Source organism: Streptomyces sp. NPDC021019 (assembly GCF_044333295.1).
Classification (GTDB): Bacteria; Actinomycetota; Actinomycetes; order Streptomycetales; family Streptomycetaceae; genus Streptomyces.
Map to the genome: position 1 here is coordinate 676,193 of NZ_JBIRQR010000002.1, position 16,736 is coordinate 692,928.

The following is a 16,736-nucleotide window of genomic DNA, read 5'->3' on the forward strand; positions in this document are numbered from 1 at the left end:
GCGGTCCTCACGCGGTGCCGCTTTCGACGGCGGCGGCGCTGTGGTCAGCGGCGCCGTGGTCAGGCGACCGAGAGCGCGACGTTGATGTTGCCGCGCGTGGCGTTCGAGTACGGGCAGACCTGGTGGGCCTTCTCGATGAGCGCCTGCGCGGTGGCGGCGTCGACGTTCGGGATGGAGGCGCTGATCGCGACCTCCAGACCGAAGCCGCCGGCCTCCGTCTTGCCGATCGAGACCGAGGCGGTCACGGTCGAGCCGGAGATGTCGGCCTTCTCCTGGCGGGCGACGACGCCCAGTGCGCCCTGGAAGCAGGCGCTGTAGCCGGCCGCGAAGAGCTGCTCGGGGTTGGTGCCCGCGCCGCTGCCGCCCATGGCCTTCGGCGGGTTGACGACGACGTCGAGCTGACCGTCGTCGGAGGAGACCCGTCCGTCGCGGCCGTTCTCGGCGGTGGCGACGGCGGTGTAGGCGACGTCGATCTTCTGGATGGTCATGGTGTGAGGATTCCTCCTGTTGGTGCGCCGCGACTCGCGCCCACGGATCGCGACGGCCTGCGGACGAGCCTAACGCGTGACCGCGACCGGCAGGGAGCGGGTCAGACCAGGGAGACGATCATCTTCCCGGTGTTCTCGCCGCGCAGCAGCCCGACGAACGCGTCGTAGCCCTTCTCGATGCCCTCGACCTTCGTCTCCCGGTACTTCAGCTCGCCCGAGGCCAGCCAGCCGGCCACGTCCCGGACGAACTGGGGCTGGAGGTCGGCGTGGTCGCCGACGAGCATGCCGGTCAGGCGCAGCCGCTTGCCGATGATCAGCGCCATGTTGCTCGGGCCGGGGGTCGGCTCGGTGGAGTTGTACTGGGCGATCATGCCGCAGATGGTGGCGCGGCCGTGCACGTTGAACGAGGAGATCGCGGCTTCGAGGTGGTCGCCGCCGACGTTGTCGAAGTAGACGTCGATGCCGTCGGGGGCGGCTTCCTTGAGCTGGTCGCGGACGGGCCCGTTCTTGTAGTTGAACGCGGCGTCGAAGCCGTACTCCTCGGTGAGGAGCTTGACCTTCTCGTCGGAGCCGGCGGAGCCGATGACCCGGGACGCGCCCTTGAGCTTCGCCATCTGACCGACCTGGCTGCCGACGGCGCCGGCCGCGCCGGAGACGAAGACCGCGTCGCCCTCCTTGAAGGAGGCGACGTCGAACAGGCCCGCGTAGGCGGTCAGTCCGGTCATGCCGAGCACGCCGAGGTAGGCGGAGAGCGGGGCGAGCTCGGGGTCGACCTTGACCGCGTGCTTCGCGGGCACGTCGGCGATCTCACGCCAGCCGAGGCCGTGCAGGACGTGGTCGCCGACGGCGAGGCCCTCGGCGTTCGAGGCGATGACCTCGCCGACCGCGCCGCCGTCCATGGGGCGGTCGAGCTGGAAGGGCGGAGTGTAGGACTTCACGTCGTTCATCCGGCCGCGCATGTACGGGTCGACCGAGAAGTACTTGTTGCGGACGAGGACGCGGCCCTCGGCCGGAGCGGCGACCTCGGCCTCGCGCAGCGCGAAGTCCTCGGCCTCGGGCCAGCCGTGCGGGCGGGCGACCAGGTGCCATTCACGGCTGGACGTGGGAAGTGCTGCAGACATGGGCTCGGGTTCTCCTCAATGTCATTCGAGGGGGTGTGCCTCCGCGCCCGGCGGCGCGAAAAGCTTCATGACATGAAACAACCATGCTCCTGAATATTTCATGATGTCAAGTAAATCGGTACGCTGTGACTCATGGCCACTCGCACAGACCCCCTGACCCTCGAGGTCGTCGAGCTCATCGGCGCCGTCGTGGCGCGCTACCACGAGGAGTACGACCGGGCCGCGGCCGAGCACTCCCTCACCGGGGCGCAGGCGCGGGTGCTCGGGCTGCTCTCGCTGGAGCCCCTGCCGATGCGGAAGATCGCCCTCAGGCTGAAGTGCGAGCCGTCCAACGTCACCGGGATCGTCGACCGGCTGGAGGCCCGGGAACTGGTCGAGCGCGGGCCCGATCCGGCCGACCGGCGGATCAAGCTGGCCACCGCGACGGAGAAGGGCAGGCGCACGGCCCGTGAACTGCGGGACGCGCTGGACTTCGCCCGGGAGCCGCTCGCCGGCCTCTCCGATGCCGAGCGCACGGTCCTGCGGGACCTGCTGCGCCGGATGCTGGGCGAGGCGCCCGTCTAGTCCCTGATCACGTGCCCCACCGCACAGCCCCCGGTCACGTGCACCACCACAGGAAGGGGGTGCAGGTCGGGGAGGGCGTCGGGGCGGGTGTCGGCTCCACCGGGGGCGGCGGGGGTGCGGGCGCGGTCGTCGACTCCCGGGGATCGTCCGGTTCCGGCGGATCGGCGGGCGGGCCGTCGGGGGCGTCGGAAGGTTCCGCGCCGTCGGGGTCCGGGGAGGCGGTGGGCCCGTCGGTGGGCGAGGCTTCGGGGCTCGGCGCGCGTGAAGGGTTCCCACGGTGCGTGCGCGCCGGTGAGGCGTCCTTCGCGGGGCGGGTGGTCGCCCCGGCCCGGGACCCGGTCGGGCCGGGATCGCGGGGCCCGTCGGCGGACGACTCCTCCGGCGCGGCCCCGGACGGGACGGACGGCGACTCACGTACGTAGTCGGCGGCGGTGTCGTCCCGCCCGGGTTCCCCGGCCAGTTCCGCCAGGCTCAGGGCGCCCGCCGCGAGGAGCAGCCCGAGCGCGCCGAGCAGGACGGTCCGGCCGCGCCGACGACGACCACCGCGGGCCCGCCGCCGCGACGCGGGCCGAACGTCGGGGCGGACGCCGGACCGGCCTCCGGCACCGCGTCGGGCGTCCAGCCGGGCATCGCGTCGGGCATCGCGTCGGGGGCTTCCCGGATCGCCGGGCGCGGCCGCCCCGGCCGGCCGTGCGGCCCCGCCCGGCGCGTCCCGCACGTGAGGGGCGGGCACGGCGGAGGGACCCGGTGCCTCGGCGGGCGTACCGCACCCGGCGCAGGCCAGGGCCCCGTTGAGATGCCGTCGGCACGGGTGGCAGTAATCCATGGCGCCCGCAGGTTAGGCGTGCGCGGAAGAACCAGGGAAGCCGCGCAGGTGAGGATCTTGTGACGAATCCCTGATTCCGGTGACGGCCGGTCCGATACGCCTGACACGCGGGAGGATGGGCGGCATGACCGCTCCCGCCCCCTTCGGCCCCCTCCAGTTCCAGCTCGTCCTGCTGCGCCGGATGGCCGACCACCAGCCCGGTCTGGTCGAGGAGGCCCGGCATGAACTGAGCGCCTCCCTCGCCGATATGCGGGAGGCCAACCGCCGCTGGCAGGCCATGGTCCGGGCGCCCCGGGGGCGGGGGGCGCTGCGGCGCTACCGCTCGGTGCTCGGCGAACCGGAGGCGATCCTGCCCCGCCGGGTCGGGGAGCTGGAGTGCGAGGCGCTGCTGTGGCCGGTGCCACTCTGGCCGGACCTGCGGTTCGAGGTGATGGCCGGGCCCGGCGGGGCCGTGTGGAACGAGTGGCTGGTGCGGGCCCCGGGCGCGGACGGACCGGAGCTGACCTCTCCGGACGCGCTGCTCCCGTGGTCGTGCACCGTGGACGAGGCGGCCCGCGCCTTTCCCCCGGCCCGGCCGATGGAGGGCAGCGCCCCGACCCGGTGGTCGCTGGCCGTCACCGACCCGGCCACCGGCGGGGAGCGGGTCGCGGAGTTCACCTGGGGCCTGTTCCAACGGCTGCTCCCGGCCCGCTGACACCGCGGCCGCTTGCGGCCCACCGACCTGAGGAGCCGTCAGCTCCGGCCCCTCTTACGGCGCAGCTCAGCGCGCGCGACGGGCCTGAGGGCGCGACCATGCAAGGAGAGACCGGCTGCCGCCGGTGCCCACCGTCCGCGCTCTCGGGAGAACCCGCCGTGACCGTCAGCCTTGAGCAGTTGCAGCGTTGCCACGTCGCCGTCGATCTCGGGGCCGCGAGGACCCGGGTGTACGTCAAGGGGCTCGGCCTCGTCGTCGACGAACCGAGCGTCGCCGCCGTCAACACCCGTACCGGCTCCCTCATCGCCGTCGGCGCGCTCGCCGAGCAGATGACCGGCCGCACCCCCGAGTACATCCGGGTGGCCCGCCCGGTCTCCGGCGGCACCGTCGTCGACATCGAGATGGCCCAGCGGATGCTGCGCCATCTGCTGGGCGACAAGCTCCGCCGTCAACTGCGCCGCAAGCCCCGGCTGCGCGCCGCCGCCTGCACCCCGCACGAGGCCGACCCGCTGGCCCAGCGCGCCACGGTGGAGACCCTGGTCGGGCTCGGCGCCCGTCGGGTCGAGCTGGTGGACACCCTGATCGCGGCGGCCGTGGGCTGCGGGCTGCCGGTCGAACAGCCGACGGCGACCATGATCATGGTGTGCGGGGCCGCCACCACCCAGATCGCGGTGCTCTCGCTCGGCTCGATCGTGACCGCCGTCCGGATCCCCGTGGGCGGCAACGCGATCGACGAGGCGATCATCCAGCACCTGCGCCAGCACCACGAGCTGGTGCTCCCGAGCCAGTCCGTGCGCCCGCTCCAGCTGGCGCTGCACGGCAACGGCCTCCAGCTGACCGGCCCCGCCCTCACCGAGATCCACGGCCGCGACGTGGCGACCGGGCTGGCCCGGTCGGTGCAGGTCGACACCGCCGCCGTACGGCAGGCCATCCACACGCCGCTCACCGCGGTGCTCGACGGGGTGGGCAAGGTGCTCCGCGACTGCCCGCCGGACCTGGTGGCCGACCTCGCGGACCGGGGCATCATGATGGTGGGCGGCAGCGCGCTGCTCCCGGGCCTCGACCAGATGCTGCGCGACGCGACCGGGATGCCGGTGCACATCGCGGAGCGCCCCGACGTCTGCTCGGTGCTCGGTCTGGGCGCGATGCTGGACGGCAAGATCCAGCCGATGGTCCTCAACCCGCTGGCGGGGTGAGCGCGTCGGCACGGACCGGGCGGGGGAACGGCCGACGCGGGCGGCGCGGGTGAACGGGCCCGTGGAGCCCGGCCCGGACGCCGCCGGACGGCTGCCGATGCTTCTGGAGGCGGTCCTCAACGTCGGCAGCGACCTGGAGCTGGGCTCCACCCTCCAGCAGATCGTGGACACCTCCACCGCCCTCACCGGGGCCCGCCACGGCGCGCTCGGCGTGCTGGACCCGGACCGCGACCGGGTCGAGGAGCTGTACACCGCCGGGATGACGGAGGCGGAGCGGCAGCACCTCGACCTCTTCCCGGACGACTCGTCCGCGGGTCCGGCCGCCCTGGTCGAGGAGGACCCACAGGACCCTCCCCCCGGCGGTCCCCCGGCGCGCGGCTTCCTGCGGGCGCCGATCCTGGTCCATACCGAGGTCTTCGGGCATCTCTGCCTCGCCGAGAAGCCGTCGGGGCCGTTCAGCGACACGGACCGGGCCCTGCTGCGGGTCCTCGCCGCCCAGGCGGGCATCGCGATCGGCAACGCCCGGCTGTACGGGACGGCCCGGCAGCGCGAGCGCTGGATCGCGGGAGCGGCGGCCGTCACCACGGCCCTGCTGACCGGTACCGACGCGGCCGACGCGCTGATGACGGTGGCCGAGCGGGCCCGGGCGCTGGCGGGCGCGTCCGCCGGGGTGATCCTCCAGCCGACGGAGCGGGGCGGGATGGAGATCGTCACCGCGTCCACCCTGGACGATCCGGCGGGCATCGTCGGCACGGTGATCGAGCCCGGCTCCGCGGTGCTGGTGCAGCTGCTCGGCGGCGAACCCGTCTTCATCGAGGACTCGGCCACCGATCCCCGGATGACCACCGGCGTACGCTCCCGCTTCGGCCCCAGCATGATGCTGCCGCTCCAGAGCGGCGGACGGCTCATCGGCACACTCGCCCTGCCCCGGCGGCGCGGTGAGCGGCCCTACACGGAGATGGACAAGCTGCTGGCGACCCAGTTCGCCTCGCAGGCGGCGCTGGCCCTGGTGCTGGCGGACGCGCAGGCCGACCGGGAGCAGCTCGCGGTGTACGAGGATCGTGACCGGATCGCCCGTGACCTGCACGATCTGGTGGTCCAGCGGCTCTTCGCCACCGAGATGATGCTGGAGTCGACCCGCCGCCGGGCGGCGTCGGAGGAGGCCGGCGACGACGGGGCGGCGGAGGCCGGCGGCGACGGGAGGGCGAAGAGCGGCGGCGGGGAGACCGAGACCGGCGCGCTGCTGGGGCGGGCCGTGGACGAGCTGGACTCCACCATCCAGGAGGTCCGCACCGCGATCTTCGCGCTCCAGCAGCCGCCCGCCGGGGCCCCGAGCACCTTCCGGGGCCGGGTGCTGCGGGAGACCGGGGGCGCGGCGGCCCTGCTGGGTTTCCCGCCGTCGGTGCGGTTCGCCGGGGCGGTGGACGCGCTGGTGGGCGAGGAGACGGGGCGGGAACTGCTGGCCGCCCTGCGCGGGGCGCTGGCCGCCGCGCACCGCAGGCCCGGGGTGTCGGCCATCGAGGTGGAGGTGGACGCCACGGTCCGGCTGCCGGACGGGCGGACCGGGGTGCGGCTGGTGGTCGCGGACGACGGGCGCGGCGAGGACGGCCGTCCGACGACGGTGACCTGGCAGGCCCCGGTCTGACCCGCGGGTGCCGACGGCTCAGCGCTCCGGCGTGGCCCACGGGTTCCGGTGGCTCAGTGCTTCGGGGTGGCCCGCAGGGCGATCCGGGTGTTGGAGTGGGCGATGCCCGCCTCCCGTTTCAGCCGGCGCAGCAGGGTGTCCAGCGCCCCGGGGTCGGCGACGGTGGCCCGTACGAGGTAGTCGTGGCCGCCCGTCACGTGCACCACCTCCGTGATTCCGGGCAGCATCAGCACCGAGCGTTCGAACTCCTCGTTCGTCGTGTCGAGCCGCAACGTCACATCGATGAAGACGACCAGGCCCGAACGGGTGTCGGCGGCCGGGTCGACGATGACGGTGAAGCCCCGGATGACCCCGTCGCGCCGCATCCGGCGGACGCGGTCGCCCGCCGCGTTGGCGCTGAGCCCCACGCGTACGCCCAGATCCCGGTACGAGATCCGGGCGTCCTCCTGGAGAATGCCGAGGATTTCCCTGTCCAGCCGATCCATACCGCGATTGTCCCAGTTCGCGGCGGTATCGGCTGGGGGAGGCCACCGGGAGTGCCGGGCGCCCACGGTCCCTCGGTCGGCGCAGCCCGGCGGGCCGTGCGGTGCCCCGCGCCCTTGACTGGCTGGTGTGGACACCTCCGTCAAGCAGTCCCCCGAGCCGCCCGCCCCGGCGGCAGCCGCACCTCCGGCGGCCGCGTACCGCAACCTGGTCCTGGCGACGGTCGGCTTCGCGCTGACCTTCTGGGCGTGGAACCTGATCGCGCCGATGTCGGGGGAGTACAAGGACCGGCTGGGGCTCAGCTCGTTCCAGCAGTCCTTCCTGGTGGCCGTGCCGGTGCTCGTGGGATCACTGGGCCGGATCCCGGTGGGGGCGCTGACGGACAAGTACGGCGCGAAGCTGATGTTCCCGCTCGTGTCGGCGCTGACGATCGTGCCGGTGCTGCTGCTGATCCCGGCGAAGAACTCCTACGGGGCGATGCTCGCGGTCGGCTTCCTCCTGGGGCTCGGCGGGACGACGTTCGCGATCGGGGTTCCGCTGGTCAACTCATGGTTCCCGCCCGCCAGACGGGGCTTCGCCCTGGGGGTGTTCGGGATGGGCATGGGCGGGGTGGCGCTGTCGGGCTACTTCACCCCGCGCATCGCCGAGCACAGCGACAACCTGCCGTTCCTCGTGGTCGCGGGGGCACTGGTGGTGTACGCGCTGGTGGCTGCCGTCCTGGTCAGCGACCACCCCGGCCGGAAGGTCCCCGCGGCCACGCTGGCGCACCGGCTCGGCGAGGCCGGGAGGCTGCGGGTGACCTGGGAGCTGTCGGCGCTGTACGCGATCGGCTTCGGCGGCATCGTGGCGTTCGGGGTGTATCTGCCGACGTATCTGAAGACCTGGTACGAGATGTCGCCGACCGAGGCGGGCACCAAGGCGGCCGGGTTCGCCCTGGTCACGGTGGTCTTCCGGCCGATCGGCGGCTGGCTCTCGGACCGGGCGCACCCGGCGCTGGTGACCTCGGTGGCCCTGCTGCTGGCCGCGCTGATGGCGATCGTGCAGGCCTTCGAGCCGCCGCTGAACCCGGTCGGCACGATCGCGCTGCTGGCCATGGCGGCCGGGCTCGGCACCGCGAGCGGCAGTGTGTTCGCCCTGGTCTCGCAGGTGACGCCGCAGCCGAAGGTGGGCAGTGTGACGGGCATCGTCGGGGCGATGGGCGGGCTGGGCGGCTTCGTGCCGCCGCTGGTGATGGGCGCGATCTACAGCGCCAAGGACAGTTACGCGATCGGCTTCATGCTGCTGTCCGATCTGGCGCTGGCGGGATGTGTGTACGCGTACGGGCGGATGCGGACCGCCCAGCGCGACGAGTGAGCCCCCCGGCACGGAAGAACGGCCGCCGCCGTCCACGTACTCCCTCGGTGCCGTACAGGAGGCGTCGGTCGGCGCTGCGTTCAGCGACGCGGCGGGCAGGGCGGCCCCTCCGCGGACCGGCCCGGAGTGACGCCGCCCTCATCGGCATCCGGGCCCGGGCGGGGCCCGCCCCGAGGCTCTAGGCTTCCCGGCGTGACCCTCCTTCTTCCCGCGCTCCAGTCCCCCACCGGTCCGGCGGCCTCCCGGGAGGCCGTCCGCTTCGGTGACCTGTCCCTGAGCTACGGCCGGCTGGCCGGAGCCGCCGACGCGCTCGCCGCCCGCATCGCGGACGCGGGCCGGGTCGCCGTCTGGGCCACCTCGACGCCGGAGACGGTGATCGCGGTGGTGGCGGCACTGCGGGCCGGAGTCCCGGCCGTGCCGCTCAACCCCCGTACCGGGGAACGCGAGTTGGCCCACATCCTGGCCGACAGCGCGCCCACGGCCGTACTGGCGGGCCCGGACGACGCGCTGCCGCCCGCGCTGGAGAAGCTGCGGCGCGTGACCGTGGACGCGCGGGCGGCGGGCACTCTCGCGGAGGACACGGCGGGCGGGGCCCTTCCGGCCGAGGAGGACCCCGAGTCCCCCGCCCTGGTCGTCTACACCTCCGGCACCACCGGCCCGCCCAAGGGCGCCGTGCTGCCCCGGCGGGCCGTCGCCGCGTCCCTGGACGCGCTGGAGGACGCCTGGGGGTGGACCGGCGACGACGTCCTGGTCCACGCGCTGCCGTTGTTCCATGTGCACGGGCTGATCCTGGGCGTCCTCGGCCCGCTGCGGCGCGGCGGCTCCGTCCGCCACCTGGGGAGGTTCTCCCCCGAGGGCGTGGCCCGTGAGCTGGCCTCCGGCGGCACCATGCTGTTCGGGGTGCCGACGATGTACCACCGGCTGGCGGAGGTGCTGGACGGCCCGGCGGGCGGGAGCGGAGACGGCTCCCCGCCGGGCGGCCACGGCTCCCCTGCGGCCGGACACGACTCCCCGGCGGGCGGCGGCGGACGGGACGGGCTGGCCGGGGCGCTGGCCGGGGCCCGGCTGCTGGTCTCCGGCTCGGCGGCGCTGCCCGTGCACGACCACGAACGCATCGCGGCGGCGACCGGGCGGCGGGTGATCGAGCGGTACGGGATGACGGAGACCCTGATGAACACGGGGATCCGGGCGGACGGCGCCCCGCGCCCCGGCACCGTGGGCCCGCCGCTCGCCGGGGTGGCGCTGCGCCTGGCGGAGGAGGACGGCACGGTGCTCGGCGAGCCGGGGGCGATCGGCGAGATCCAGGTCCGGGGCCCGAACCTGTTCACCGGCTACCTCAACCGGCCCGACGCCACCGCCGCCGCGCACACGGCGGACGGCTGGTTCCGTACGGGGGACGTCGGCACGGTCGACGAGGACGGGTACGTCACGATCGTCGGGCGCAAGGCCACCGACCTGATCAAGAGCGGCGGCTACAAGATCGGCGCCGGCGAGATCGAGAACGCGCTGCTCGCGCACCCCGGCGTCCGGGAAGCCGCCGTGACCGGCGAGGAGGACCCGGACCTGGGCGAGCGGGTCGTGGCCTGGGTGGTCGCGGCCGACCCCGGCTCGCCGCCCCCCGCCGAGGAGCTGGCCGACCACGTGGCGGCCCAGCTGGCCCCGCACAAGCGCCCGCGCACCGTGCACTACCTGGACGCCCTGCCCCGCAACGACCTGGGCAAGATCATGAAGAGGTCGCTCCGTGCCGGCTGACTCCCCCGCCCGGGCGACGGCCCGGGCGACGATCGCGCTGCTCACCGGCGCGGCGGGCTTCACCGAGCACCGCCCGCCGCCGCACCCCCTGCCGCCGGACGGTCCGCTCGGCTGGGCGGGGTACGACGCGGCGCGGGAGCGGGCCGCGGCACGGACCGGCGAGGAGGAGTCCGTGGTGTACGGCACCGGGGTCGTCGGTGACCGCGCGTGCGTGCTGCTCGCCTTCGAATTCGGTTTCCTGGGAGGCTCGTTGGGCCGGTCGACGGGGGACCGGCTGGCCGCCGCGTACGAGCTGGCCCTGACCCGGCGGCTGCCCCTGCTCGCGCTCGTCGCCACCGGCGGCAGCCGGATGCAGGAGGGCATGGTCGCGCTGACCCAGCTCCAGCGGGTGGCCGCCGCCTCCACCCGGCTGCGCGCGGCCGGGCTCCCGCAGATCGCGGTGGTCCGCGACCCGACGACCGGCGGCGGCTGGGCCACGGTGGGGGCGGGCGCCGACGTGGTGCTGGCGCTGCCGGGCGCGCAGGTCGGCTTCGCCGGTTCCCGGGTGCGGCCGGCGGACGCGGATCCCCACGCGTACAGCGCCGAGGGGCAGTTCGCGGCGGGCCAGGTGGACGCGGTCGTCCCGCCCGGCGAGCTGGCCCGGGCGGTGACGCACTGGCTGCGCGCGCTCGGCCCGCACACGGTGGCCGACATGCCCCGGTCCGGCCCGCGCGCGGTGGCCGGCGCGCCCCGGGCCGACGCACCCGGCGCGCTCCCCGCCGCCCCGTTGCCCCGCGCACTGTCGGCGGCCCGGCTTCCGGAGACCGGGCGGGAGGCGGTGGCGGCGGCCCGCGACCCTCGGCGACCTCGCGCGGAGGCGTATCTGGCCGACTACTTCGGCGTCCGGCTCCCGCTCCACGGTGACCGGTGCGGCGGTACGGACCCGGGGCTGCTGTGCGGCTTCGGGCTGCGCGCGGACGGACTGCCCGTCGCGTACGTCGCCCAGTGCGGGACGCCGATCCGCCCGGCCGGGTACCGCGCGGCGGCCCGGACCATCCGGCTGGCGGACCGGCTCGGCGTCCCCGTCCTCACCCTCGTCGACACCCCGGGCGCGGCCAACGACGCGGACGCGGAACGGGCGGGCGCGGGAGCGGCCATCGCGGACGCCTTCGCCGCCGTCGCGGGGGCGCGGGTGCCGGTGACGACGCTGGTGATCGGCGAGGGCGGCTCGGGCGGGGCACTGGCTCTCGCGGCGCCGGACAACACCCATGTCACGGCGGACAGCTACTTCTCCGTCATCGCCCCCGAACTGGCCGCCGCGATCCTCAAGCGGCCGCCGTCGGAGACCGGTGCCACCGCCGACCAGTTGCGGCTGCGCCCGCAGGACCTGCTGGAGCTCGGGTTCGCCCGCTCGATCGTGAGCTGAGCGGGCGGCACCGCCCGGGCCGGGGGGCCGGGGGCCGGGGGCCGGGGGGCCGGGGCTACGGCTGCGGGTCGTGGGCGTCGTAGCGGGCGAAGGCGCGCCACTTCAGCGCGAGCAGGGCCACGCCGGTCACGCACAGGACGCCGCCGCCGGTGACGGCGATAGCGGGGGTGGCGAGGTCGGCCACCGAGCCCGCCAGAAAGTCCCCGAGGCGGGGTCCGCCCGCCACGACGACGATGAAGACGCCCTGGAGCCGGCCGCGCATCTCGTCGGGCACGGCCGCCTGGAGCATCGTGTTGCGGAAGACCATGGAGATGGTGTCCGCGCATCCGGCGAGCGCCAGGAACAACAGCCCCAGCCAGAGGTTGCGGGTGAGCCCGAAGACGGCGATGGCGACGCCCCAGGAGCCGACGGCCAGCAGGATCGCGAGCCCGTGCCGCCGGATCCGGCCGAGCCAGCCGGAGAACACGCCGCCGAGCAGCGCGCCGAGGGCCGGGGCGGCGACCAGCATGCCGGTGGTCCGGGCGTCACCCCCGTACCAGAGGACGGCGACGACCGGGAAGAGGGCGCGGGGGTGGGCGAGGACCATCGCGCACAGGTCGGTGAAGAAGGTCATCCGCAGGTTCGGCCGGGTCCCGAGAAAACGCAGCCCGTCCAGGACGGAGGCCCGCTTGCCCGTGCCGCCGTCCTGTCGCTCGGGCAGCATCGAGGGCAGCCGCCACATCGCGTACAGGGAGGCGGTGAAGCAGACGGCGTCCACGGTGTACGCGGAGCGGTAGCCCCACCAGCCGACGATCAGGCCTCCCAGCATCGGCCCGACGAGCATGCCCGTCGTGCTGGTGATGGAGTTCAGCGCGTTGGCGGCGGGGAGCTGCTCGGCCGGGAGCAGCCGGGCGATCATCGAGGAGCGGGCAGGTGCGTTGAGGGCGAAGCAGACGGCCTGGAGGGCGACGACCGCGTACAGCAGTCCGACCCGCTCGACGCCCACGGCCGTCGCCGCCACCAGGACGACGGACAGGAGAAACGACCCGGCGGCGCTGAACAGGCCCAGCTTGCGCCGGTCGACGGTGTCCGCGACGGCCCCGCCGTAGAGCCCGAAGACGACCAGCGGCACGAGTGAGCAGAACCCGATGAGCCCGACGGAGAACGCGGACCCGGTGATGTCGTAGACCTGGAGCGAGACCGCCAGCGACGTCATGCCCTGGCCGATCCAGGAGACGGTGTTCCCGAACCAGAGCCGTCGGTAGTCGGGCGAGAGCCGCAGCGGGGTGAGGTCGGCGAATATGGGGGCGCGGCGCCCGGGCGGTTCGGTCGTTTCGGTCACAGGGGATGGTAGCCGCGCACCGTGGGGCTTCCGCACAGGGAGGCGGCCCTCCGCGGGTGTCCCCGGCACGGGGTCTGCCCCCGTCCGCGCCCGAGCGGCCCGCGGGAGCGTACCGGCGGGGCGCGCCGGGTGCGACGGGACGGGACGCGACGGGCCACCCGGAGCAGGACCACTGCACGGTGGGCGAGCCCCGCGGCTCCGGCGTCGACGACCCGGCCGCCACCGAGAAACTGCCCGTCGCCTGCACCAGGGCGGTCGAGAAGTCAGCCGCCCGCGATCGACCCCTCCCGCCGCACAAGCGGGCGTCCGGCGCTGGTGCGGCCCGGCGCCCCTCAGCGCTGTCCGGCCGGCTGTCGCACCAGGGAGTCCCACAGGGCCACGGCGTGGTCCACGGTGCAGCGGAGCCGTTCCAGCGGCACGCCGTCCCGGGCCTCTATCGACAGCCCGTGCAGAAGGGTCGCGTAGAAGGCGGCGATCGCGCGGACGTCCGTCCCCGGCTCCAGCTCCCCCTCCTCCACGGCCCGCGCCAGCCGCTTCTCCAGCTCCGCGACCGAGGCCCGCCGCCACTGGGCCAGGTGATCGGCGACCTTCCTGTTCTGGTGCGAGCAGTTCGTGGCCGACAGCACGACCATGCAGCCGCTCGGGGTCTCCGGGTCGGTGAAGGTGTCGATGTTGCCGCGCAGCATGGCCTCCACCGCGGCCCGCGCCGTCGGCGCCTCGCGCAGCGCGCGGTTGGTCGCCGAGCCCGCGGTGCGGTCGTAGAGGGCGACGGCCTCGCGGAACAACTGCTCCTTCGAGCCGAAGGTGTTGTACAGGCTGGCGGAGTTGATGCCCATGACGGCGGTCAGGTCCGTGAGCTTCGTGCCCTCGTAACCGAGTTCCCAGAACGTCTCCATCGCGCGCCGCAGCGCCGCGGCCCGGTCGAACGCGCGCGGTCGGCCTCGTTCGGCCATGTCTGCCTCCTCGGGGACGGGTTGACCCGTGGCCATCCTGCCTGTTTAGTATTTCTGGATCGTTCGACCCAGAAATAAATCCTAGCGTGAATGGAGCGATATGCCTCAGCTTGCGGGCAAGGTGGCACTGGTGACCGGGGGGAGCCGCGGCATCGGTGCCGCGACCGCCCTCCGACTGGCGGAGGAGGGCGCGGACGTCGCCCTGACGTATGTGAGCGCGGCCGACAAGGCCCAGGAGGTCGTCAAGGCGATCGAGGCGCTCGGACGCAGGGGCCTGGCCATCCGGGCCGACAGTGCGGACCCGGCGGCCGTCGTCCGGTCCGTCGAGCAGACCGCGGCGGAGCTCGGCCGGCTCGACATCCTGGTGAACAACGCCGGCGTCTTCCCCTACGGCCCGATCGAGGGCGTGACGCTGGAGGAGATCGACCGCACGCTGGCCGTCCACGTCCGGGCCGTCTTCCTGGCCACCCAGGCGGCCATCCCTCACCTGGGGCACGGCGGCCGCGTCATCAGCATCGGCAGCTGCTGGGCCAACCGCGTGCCGGTCCCCGACGTGACGCTGTACGCCATGAGCAAGTCGGCGCTGATCGGCTTCACCAAGGGCCTGGCCCACGACGTGGCGTCCAAGGGGATCACCGCGAACATCGTGGACCCCGGGCCCACCGTCACCGACATGAACCCGGACGGCACGGACGAGGCCGAGGAGGAGCGGCTGAGGACCGCGGCGAAGGTGCTGGGCGCGGGGGCCGACACCGCGAAGGCCGTGGCCTTCCTCGCCGGCCCGGACGCCCAGTGGATCACCGGCACCTCACTGGCGGTCGACGGAGGCTACACCGCCTGAACGCCTCCGGGCTCGAAGCACCGAGAGTGCCCGGCCCGTCGTCCTCTGCCGGACCGTGTGCGCACGGGCCGGAGCGTGGCCCCGGGTGAGTGAGCGGGGCGGCGCTGCCGCCAGGGCGCGGTCACTCGGCCGGGTGGGGGCCCGGCGGCAGCGGATCCGGAGCGTCCGGGTGCTTCCTCAGCCGGAGGATGGCGGCGATCAGCCCACCCCAGACGATGAGGATGGCGATGATCATCATGACGATGGCGCTGGTGGACATCAGCGGTCCTTCCGGTCGGCTGGCGACTCCATGTCCAGGTCGATGTCCTCACCACCGGCCGGCCACGGCATCAGGGTGAGGATCACCCCGACCAGCAGCGCTCCGATGGCGATGCTCCAGCCCGCGGAGAGCAGGAACCCGGTCGAGTAGCCCTCGTAGTTCTCCTCGAACTCGGTCCGCAGGCTGTCGACCATCATCCAGCCCAGCACCAGCGGTGTGATGACACCGAGGCAGATACGCCACCAGTGGCCGAGCCGGACGGCGGAGGTGGCGTCGGCGTTCTGCTGGAGGTCGGGCAGCTGCCGCAGCACCCAGACGACGACGATCAGCCCGACCAGGGCGGCCAGTGCGATGCCGTACTGGTTGATGAAGTGGTCGGCCGCGTCGAGCAGATAGATGCCGGACTCGTTCGGGAAGAGCAGGACCGACACCAGCGCGATCAGACCGCCGATGCCCAGGACCGCCGGCATACGACGCATGCCGGTCCGGTCCTGCACGGCGGAGACGACCACCTGCACGATGGAGATCAGCGACGAGAGCCCCGCGATCACCAGGGAACTGAAGAACAGCACGCCGAAGAGGCCGCCGAGCGGCATTTCCGAGATCACCGCGGGGAAGGCGACGAACGCCAGGCCGATGCCCGCGCCGGCGACCTCGTCGACGCCGACCCCCGAAGCGGTCGCCAGATAGCCCAGGGTCGCGAAGACCCCGATGCCCGCGAGGATCTCGAACGAGCTGTTGGCGAAGCCCGCCACCATCGCGGAGCCCGTCAGGTCGGCCCGGCGGCCCAGGTACGACGCGTAGGTGACCATGATGCCGAAGCCGATGGACAGCGAGAAGAAGATCTGCCCGTAGGCGGCGACCCAGACGCTGCCGTTGGCGAGTTCCGACCAGTCCGGCGTGAAGAGGGCGTCGAGTCCGAGGGCCGCCCCGTCCAGCATGAGCGCGCGGATCACCAGCGCGGCGAACAGGACGAAGAGCAGAGGGATGAAAATCTTGTTGGCTCGCTCGATGCCCCGCCGGATACCGAACGCCAGGATGACCAGCACCACCGCCCACACGATGATGAGCGGCCAGAACACCCCGGGGACGAAGCCGTCCAGGAAGCCCGGTTTCTCCGGTGCCCGCAGGAAGTCGCCGAAGAGGAACGCCTCCGGGTCGTCACCCCACTGCCGGCCGACGGAGAAGCCCACATAGCGCACGGCCCAGGCGATGATGACGGCGTAGTAGGTCGCGATCACGAAGGAGATCACGACCTGCCACCACCCGATGACCTCCGCCGGCCGCGCCATCCTGCGCAGCGCGGCGGGCGGCGAGAGCCGGTACTTCCGACCGATGGTGTACTCCATGATCAGCAGCGGGATACCCGCGGTGAGGAGTGCGATCAGATACGGCAGCAGGAAGGCCCCACCACCGTTCTCGTAGGCGATGGCGGGAAACCGCCAGATATTGCCGAGCCCGACGGCCGAACCGATGGCCGCCAGCAGAAAGCCGGTGCGGGTGGACCATTGCTCACGTGGCTGCACTGTCATATGCGGTCCTCAGGTCTCCTCATGCCGCTGCGCGTCGAGCTGATGGCACGTTAGCGCGGCGAGGGGCCCGACGGCGCGGTGACCGGGCCCGGGAGATGGCGTCCGCGGGGCCGGGTCCTGTCGTCGAACAGTTGTCGTCACCCGAAGGGCGGTCGCACCTGATCGTCGGCGCGGCCGGGTGCGGAGGCCGGCCGCGGCCCGGCGCGGGAGGCTCCGCGGGCCCGCCTGCGACGGGCCGCCCGGGGCGCCACGGCAGCGGGGTCAGGGACCCGGTCGGGGCGGCGGGGTCAGGAACCCGGTCGG

The 16,736-nt window shown here is 73.8% G+C and carries 16 protein-coding genes; 8 read left to right on the top strand and 8 right to left on the bottom strand.

Annotated features, from left to right (window positions below; translation table 11 throughout):
- Positions 1-59: 59 nt before the first annotated feature.
- Together ACH4RG_RS13990 and ACH4RG_RS13995 are read right to left on the bottom strand one after the other, a co-directional pair.
- Positions 60-488 (bottom strand): organic hydroperoxide resistance protein, encoded by a 429-nt coding sequence (locus ACH4RG_RS13990; RefSeq protein ID WP_069754619.1) that lies wholly within the window; start codon positions 486-488, stop codon positions 60-62.
- 101 nt (positions 489-589) lie between these two features.
- Positions 590-1,609, bottom strand: a complete 1,020-nt coding sequence (locus ACH4RG_RS13995; protein WP_398539543.1) for an NADP-dependent oxidoreductase — start codon at positions 1,607-1,609, stop codon at positions 590-592.
- A 132-nt stretch (positions 1,610-1,741) separates the two neighbouring features.
- On the opposite strand from ACH4RG_RS13995, the gene ACH4RG_RS14000 reads away from it, so the two are divergent.
- Positions 1,742-2,173 (top strand): MarR family winged helix-turn-helix transcriptional regulator, encoded by a 432-nt coding sequence (locus tag ACH4RG_RS14000; protein ID WP_397916670.1) that lies wholly within the window; start codon positions 1,742-1,744, stop codon positions 2,171-2,173.
- A 34-nt stretch (positions 2,174-2,207) separates the two neighbouring features.
- Here the strand turns inward: ACH4RG_RS14000 and ACH4RG_RS14005 are convergent, their stop codons facing one another.
- Positions 2,208-2,906 carry a hypothetical protein gene (locus ACH4RG_RS14005; protein WP_398539544.1) on the bottom strand — a complete coding sequence of 233 codons (699 nt, stop codon included), beginning with the start codon at positions 2,904-2,906 and terminating at the stop codon, positions 2,208-2,210.
- Positions 2,907-3,123: 217 nt separating this feature from the next.
- Here ACH4RG_RS14005 and ACH4RG_RS14010 point away from each other — a divergent pair, with 217 nt between their 5' ends.
- The 3 genes from ACH4RG_RS14010 to ACH4RG_RS14020 all read left to right on the top strand — a co-directional run bounded on the left by ACH4RG_RS14010 (position 3,124) and on the right by ACH4RG_RS14020 (position 6,534).
- Entirely contained in the window at positions 3,124-3,693 is a 570-nt protein-coding gene (locus tag ACH4RG_RS14010; protein WP_398160774.1) for a hypothetical protein, read from the top strand.
- Positions 3,694-3,851: 158 nt separating this feature from the next.
- Positions 3,852-4,889, top strand: coding sequence for a rod shape-determining protein (locus tag ACH4RG_RS14015; RefSeq protein ID WP_397916673.1), 1,038 nt, complete (start codon positions 3,852-3,854; stop codon positions 4,887-4,889).
- Between the two features lie 97 nt (positions 4,890-4,986).
- Positions 4,987-6,534, top strand: coding sequence for a GAF domain-containing protein (locus tag ACH4RG_RS14020; RefSeq protein WP_398539778.1), 1,548 nt, complete (start codon positions 4,987-4,989; stop codon positions 6,532-6,534).
- A 53-nt stretch (positions 6,535-6,587) separates the two neighbouring features.
- Here the strand turns inward: ACH4RG_RS14020 and ACH4RG_RS14025 are convergent, their stop codons facing one another.
- Positions 6,588-7,019, bottom strand: a complete 432-nt coding sequence (locus tag ACH4RG_RS14025) for an Lrp/AsnC family transcriptional regulator (RefSeq protein WP_397916674.1) — start codon at positions 7,017-7,019, stop codon at positions 6,588-6,590.
- 127 nt (positions 7,020-7,146) lie between these two features.
- Between ACH4RG_RS14025 and ACH4RG_RS14030 the strand changes: the two genes are divergently transcribed.
- From ACH4RG_RS14030 to ACH4RG_RS14040, 3 genes are all read left to right on the top strand, one after another.
- Complete coding sequence (locus tag ACH4RG_RS14030) at positions 7,147-8,370, top strand: nitrate/nitrite transporter (RefSeq protein WP_398539545.1); 1,224 nt, start codon at positions 7,147-7,149, stop codon at positions 8,368-8,370.
- Positions 8,371-8,562: 192 nt separating this feature from the next.
- Positions 8,563-10,122, top strand: a complete 1,560-nt coding sequence (locus tag ACH4RG_RS14035; protein WP_398539546.1) for an acyl-CoA synthetase — start codon at positions 8,563-8,565, stop codon at positions 10,120-10,122.
- Entirely contained in the window at positions 10,112-11,527 is a 1,416-nt protein-coding gene (locus ACH4RG_RS14040; RefSeq protein ID WP_397916677.1) for a carboxyl transferase domain-containing protein, read from the top strand. Before ACH4RG_RS14035 ends, ACH4RG_RS14040 begins: the two co-directional genes overlap by 11 nt.
- A gap of 55 nt (positions 11,528-11,582) precedes the next feature.
- On the opposite strand, the gene ACH4RG_RS14045 is transcribed toward ACH4RG_RS14040, so the two are convergent.
- Positions 11,583-12,848: an MFS transporter gene (locus tag ACH4RG_RS14045; RefSeq protein WP_397916678.1), complete on the bottom strand. Its 1,266-nt coding sequence runs from the start codon at positions 12,846-12,848 to the stop codon at positions 11,583-11,585.
- Positions 12,849-13,180: 332 nt separating this feature from the next.
- Positions 13,181-13,801, bottom strand: a complete 621-nt coding sequence (locus ACH4RG_RS14050) for a TetR/AcrR family transcriptional regulator (RefSeq protein WP_397916679.1) — start codon at positions 13,799-13,801, stop codon at positions 13,181-13,183.
- 100 nt (positions 13,802-13,901) lie between these two features.
- Between ACH4RG_RS14050 and ACH4RG_RS14055 the strand changes: the two genes are divergently transcribed.
- The gene (locus ACH4RG_RS14055; protein ID WP_397932247.1) at positions 13,902-14,642 is read left to right on the top strand and encodes an SDR family NAD(P)-dependent oxidoreductase; all 741 of its coding nucleotides are present in this window, start codon (positions 13,902-13,904) and stop codon (positions 14,640-14,642) included.
- A 121-nt stretch (positions 14,643-14,763) separates the two neighbouring features.
- On the opposite strand, the gene ACH4RG_RS14060 is transcribed toward ACH4RG_RS14055, so the two are convergent.
- On the bottom strand, positions 14,764-14,901 hold the full coding sequence (locus tag ACH4RG_RS14060; RefSeq protein WP_397916681.1) for a methionine/alanine import family NSS transporter small subunit: 138 nt from the start codon (positions 14,899-14,901) through the stop codon (positions 14,764-14,766).
- Positions 14,901-16,433: a sodium-dependent transporter gene (locus ACH4RG_RS14065; protein ID WP_398539547.1), complete on the bottom strand. Its 1,533-nt coding sequence runs from the start codon at positions 16,431-16,433 to the stop codon at positions 14,901-14,903. Before ACH4RG_RS14065 ends, ACH4RG_RS14060 begins: the two co-directional genes overlap by 1 nt.
- Positions 16,434-16,736: the final 303 nt, after the last annotated feature.

Excerpts from the sequence above, each read along its gene's own strand:
- ACH4RG_RS14050 (WP_397916679.1), bottom strand. The coding sequence starts at position 13,801 with ATGGCCGAACGAGGCCGACCGCGCGCGTTCGACCGGGCCGCGGCGCTG.
- ACH4RG_RS14010 (WP_398160774.1), top strand. The coding sequence starts at position 3,124 with ATGACCGCTCCCGCCCCCTTCGGCCCCCTCCAGTTCCAGCTCGTCCTG.
- ACH4RG_RS14055 (WP_397932247.1), top strand. The coding sequence starts at position 13,902 with ATGCCTCAGCTTGCGGGCAAGGTGGCACTGGTGACCGGGGGGAGCCGC.
- ACH4RG_RS14020 (WP_398539778.1), top strand. The coding sequence starts at position 4,987 with ATGCTTCTGGAGGCGGTCCTCAACGTCGGCAGCGACCTGGAGCTGGGC.
- ACH4RG_RS14000 (WP_397916670.1), top strand. The coding sequence starts at position 1,742 with ATGGCCACTCGCACAGACCCCCTGACCCTCGAGGTCGTCGAGCTCATC.
- ACH4RG_RS14060 (WP_397916681.1), bottom strand. The coding sequence starts at position 14,901 with ATGTCCACCAGCGCCATCGTCATGATGATCATCGCCATCCTCATCGTC.
- ACH4RG_RS14025 (WP_397916674.1), bottom strand. The coding sequence starts at position 7,019 with ATGGATCGGCTGGACAGGGAAATCCTCGGCATTCTCCAGGAGGACGCC.
- ACH4RG_RS14065 (WP_398539547.1), bottom strand. The coding sequence starts at position 16,433 with ATGACAGTGCAGCCACGTGAGCAATGGTCCACCCGCACCGGCTTTCTG.
- ACH4RG_RS13990 (WP_069754619.1), bottom strand. The coding sequence starts at position 488 with ATGACCATCCAGAAGATCGACGTCGCCTACACCGCCGTCGCCACCGCC.
- ACH4RG_RS13995 (WP_398539543.1), bottom strand. The coding sequence starts at position 1,609 with ATGTCTGCAGCACTTCCCACGTCCAGCCGTGAATGGCACCTGGTCGCC.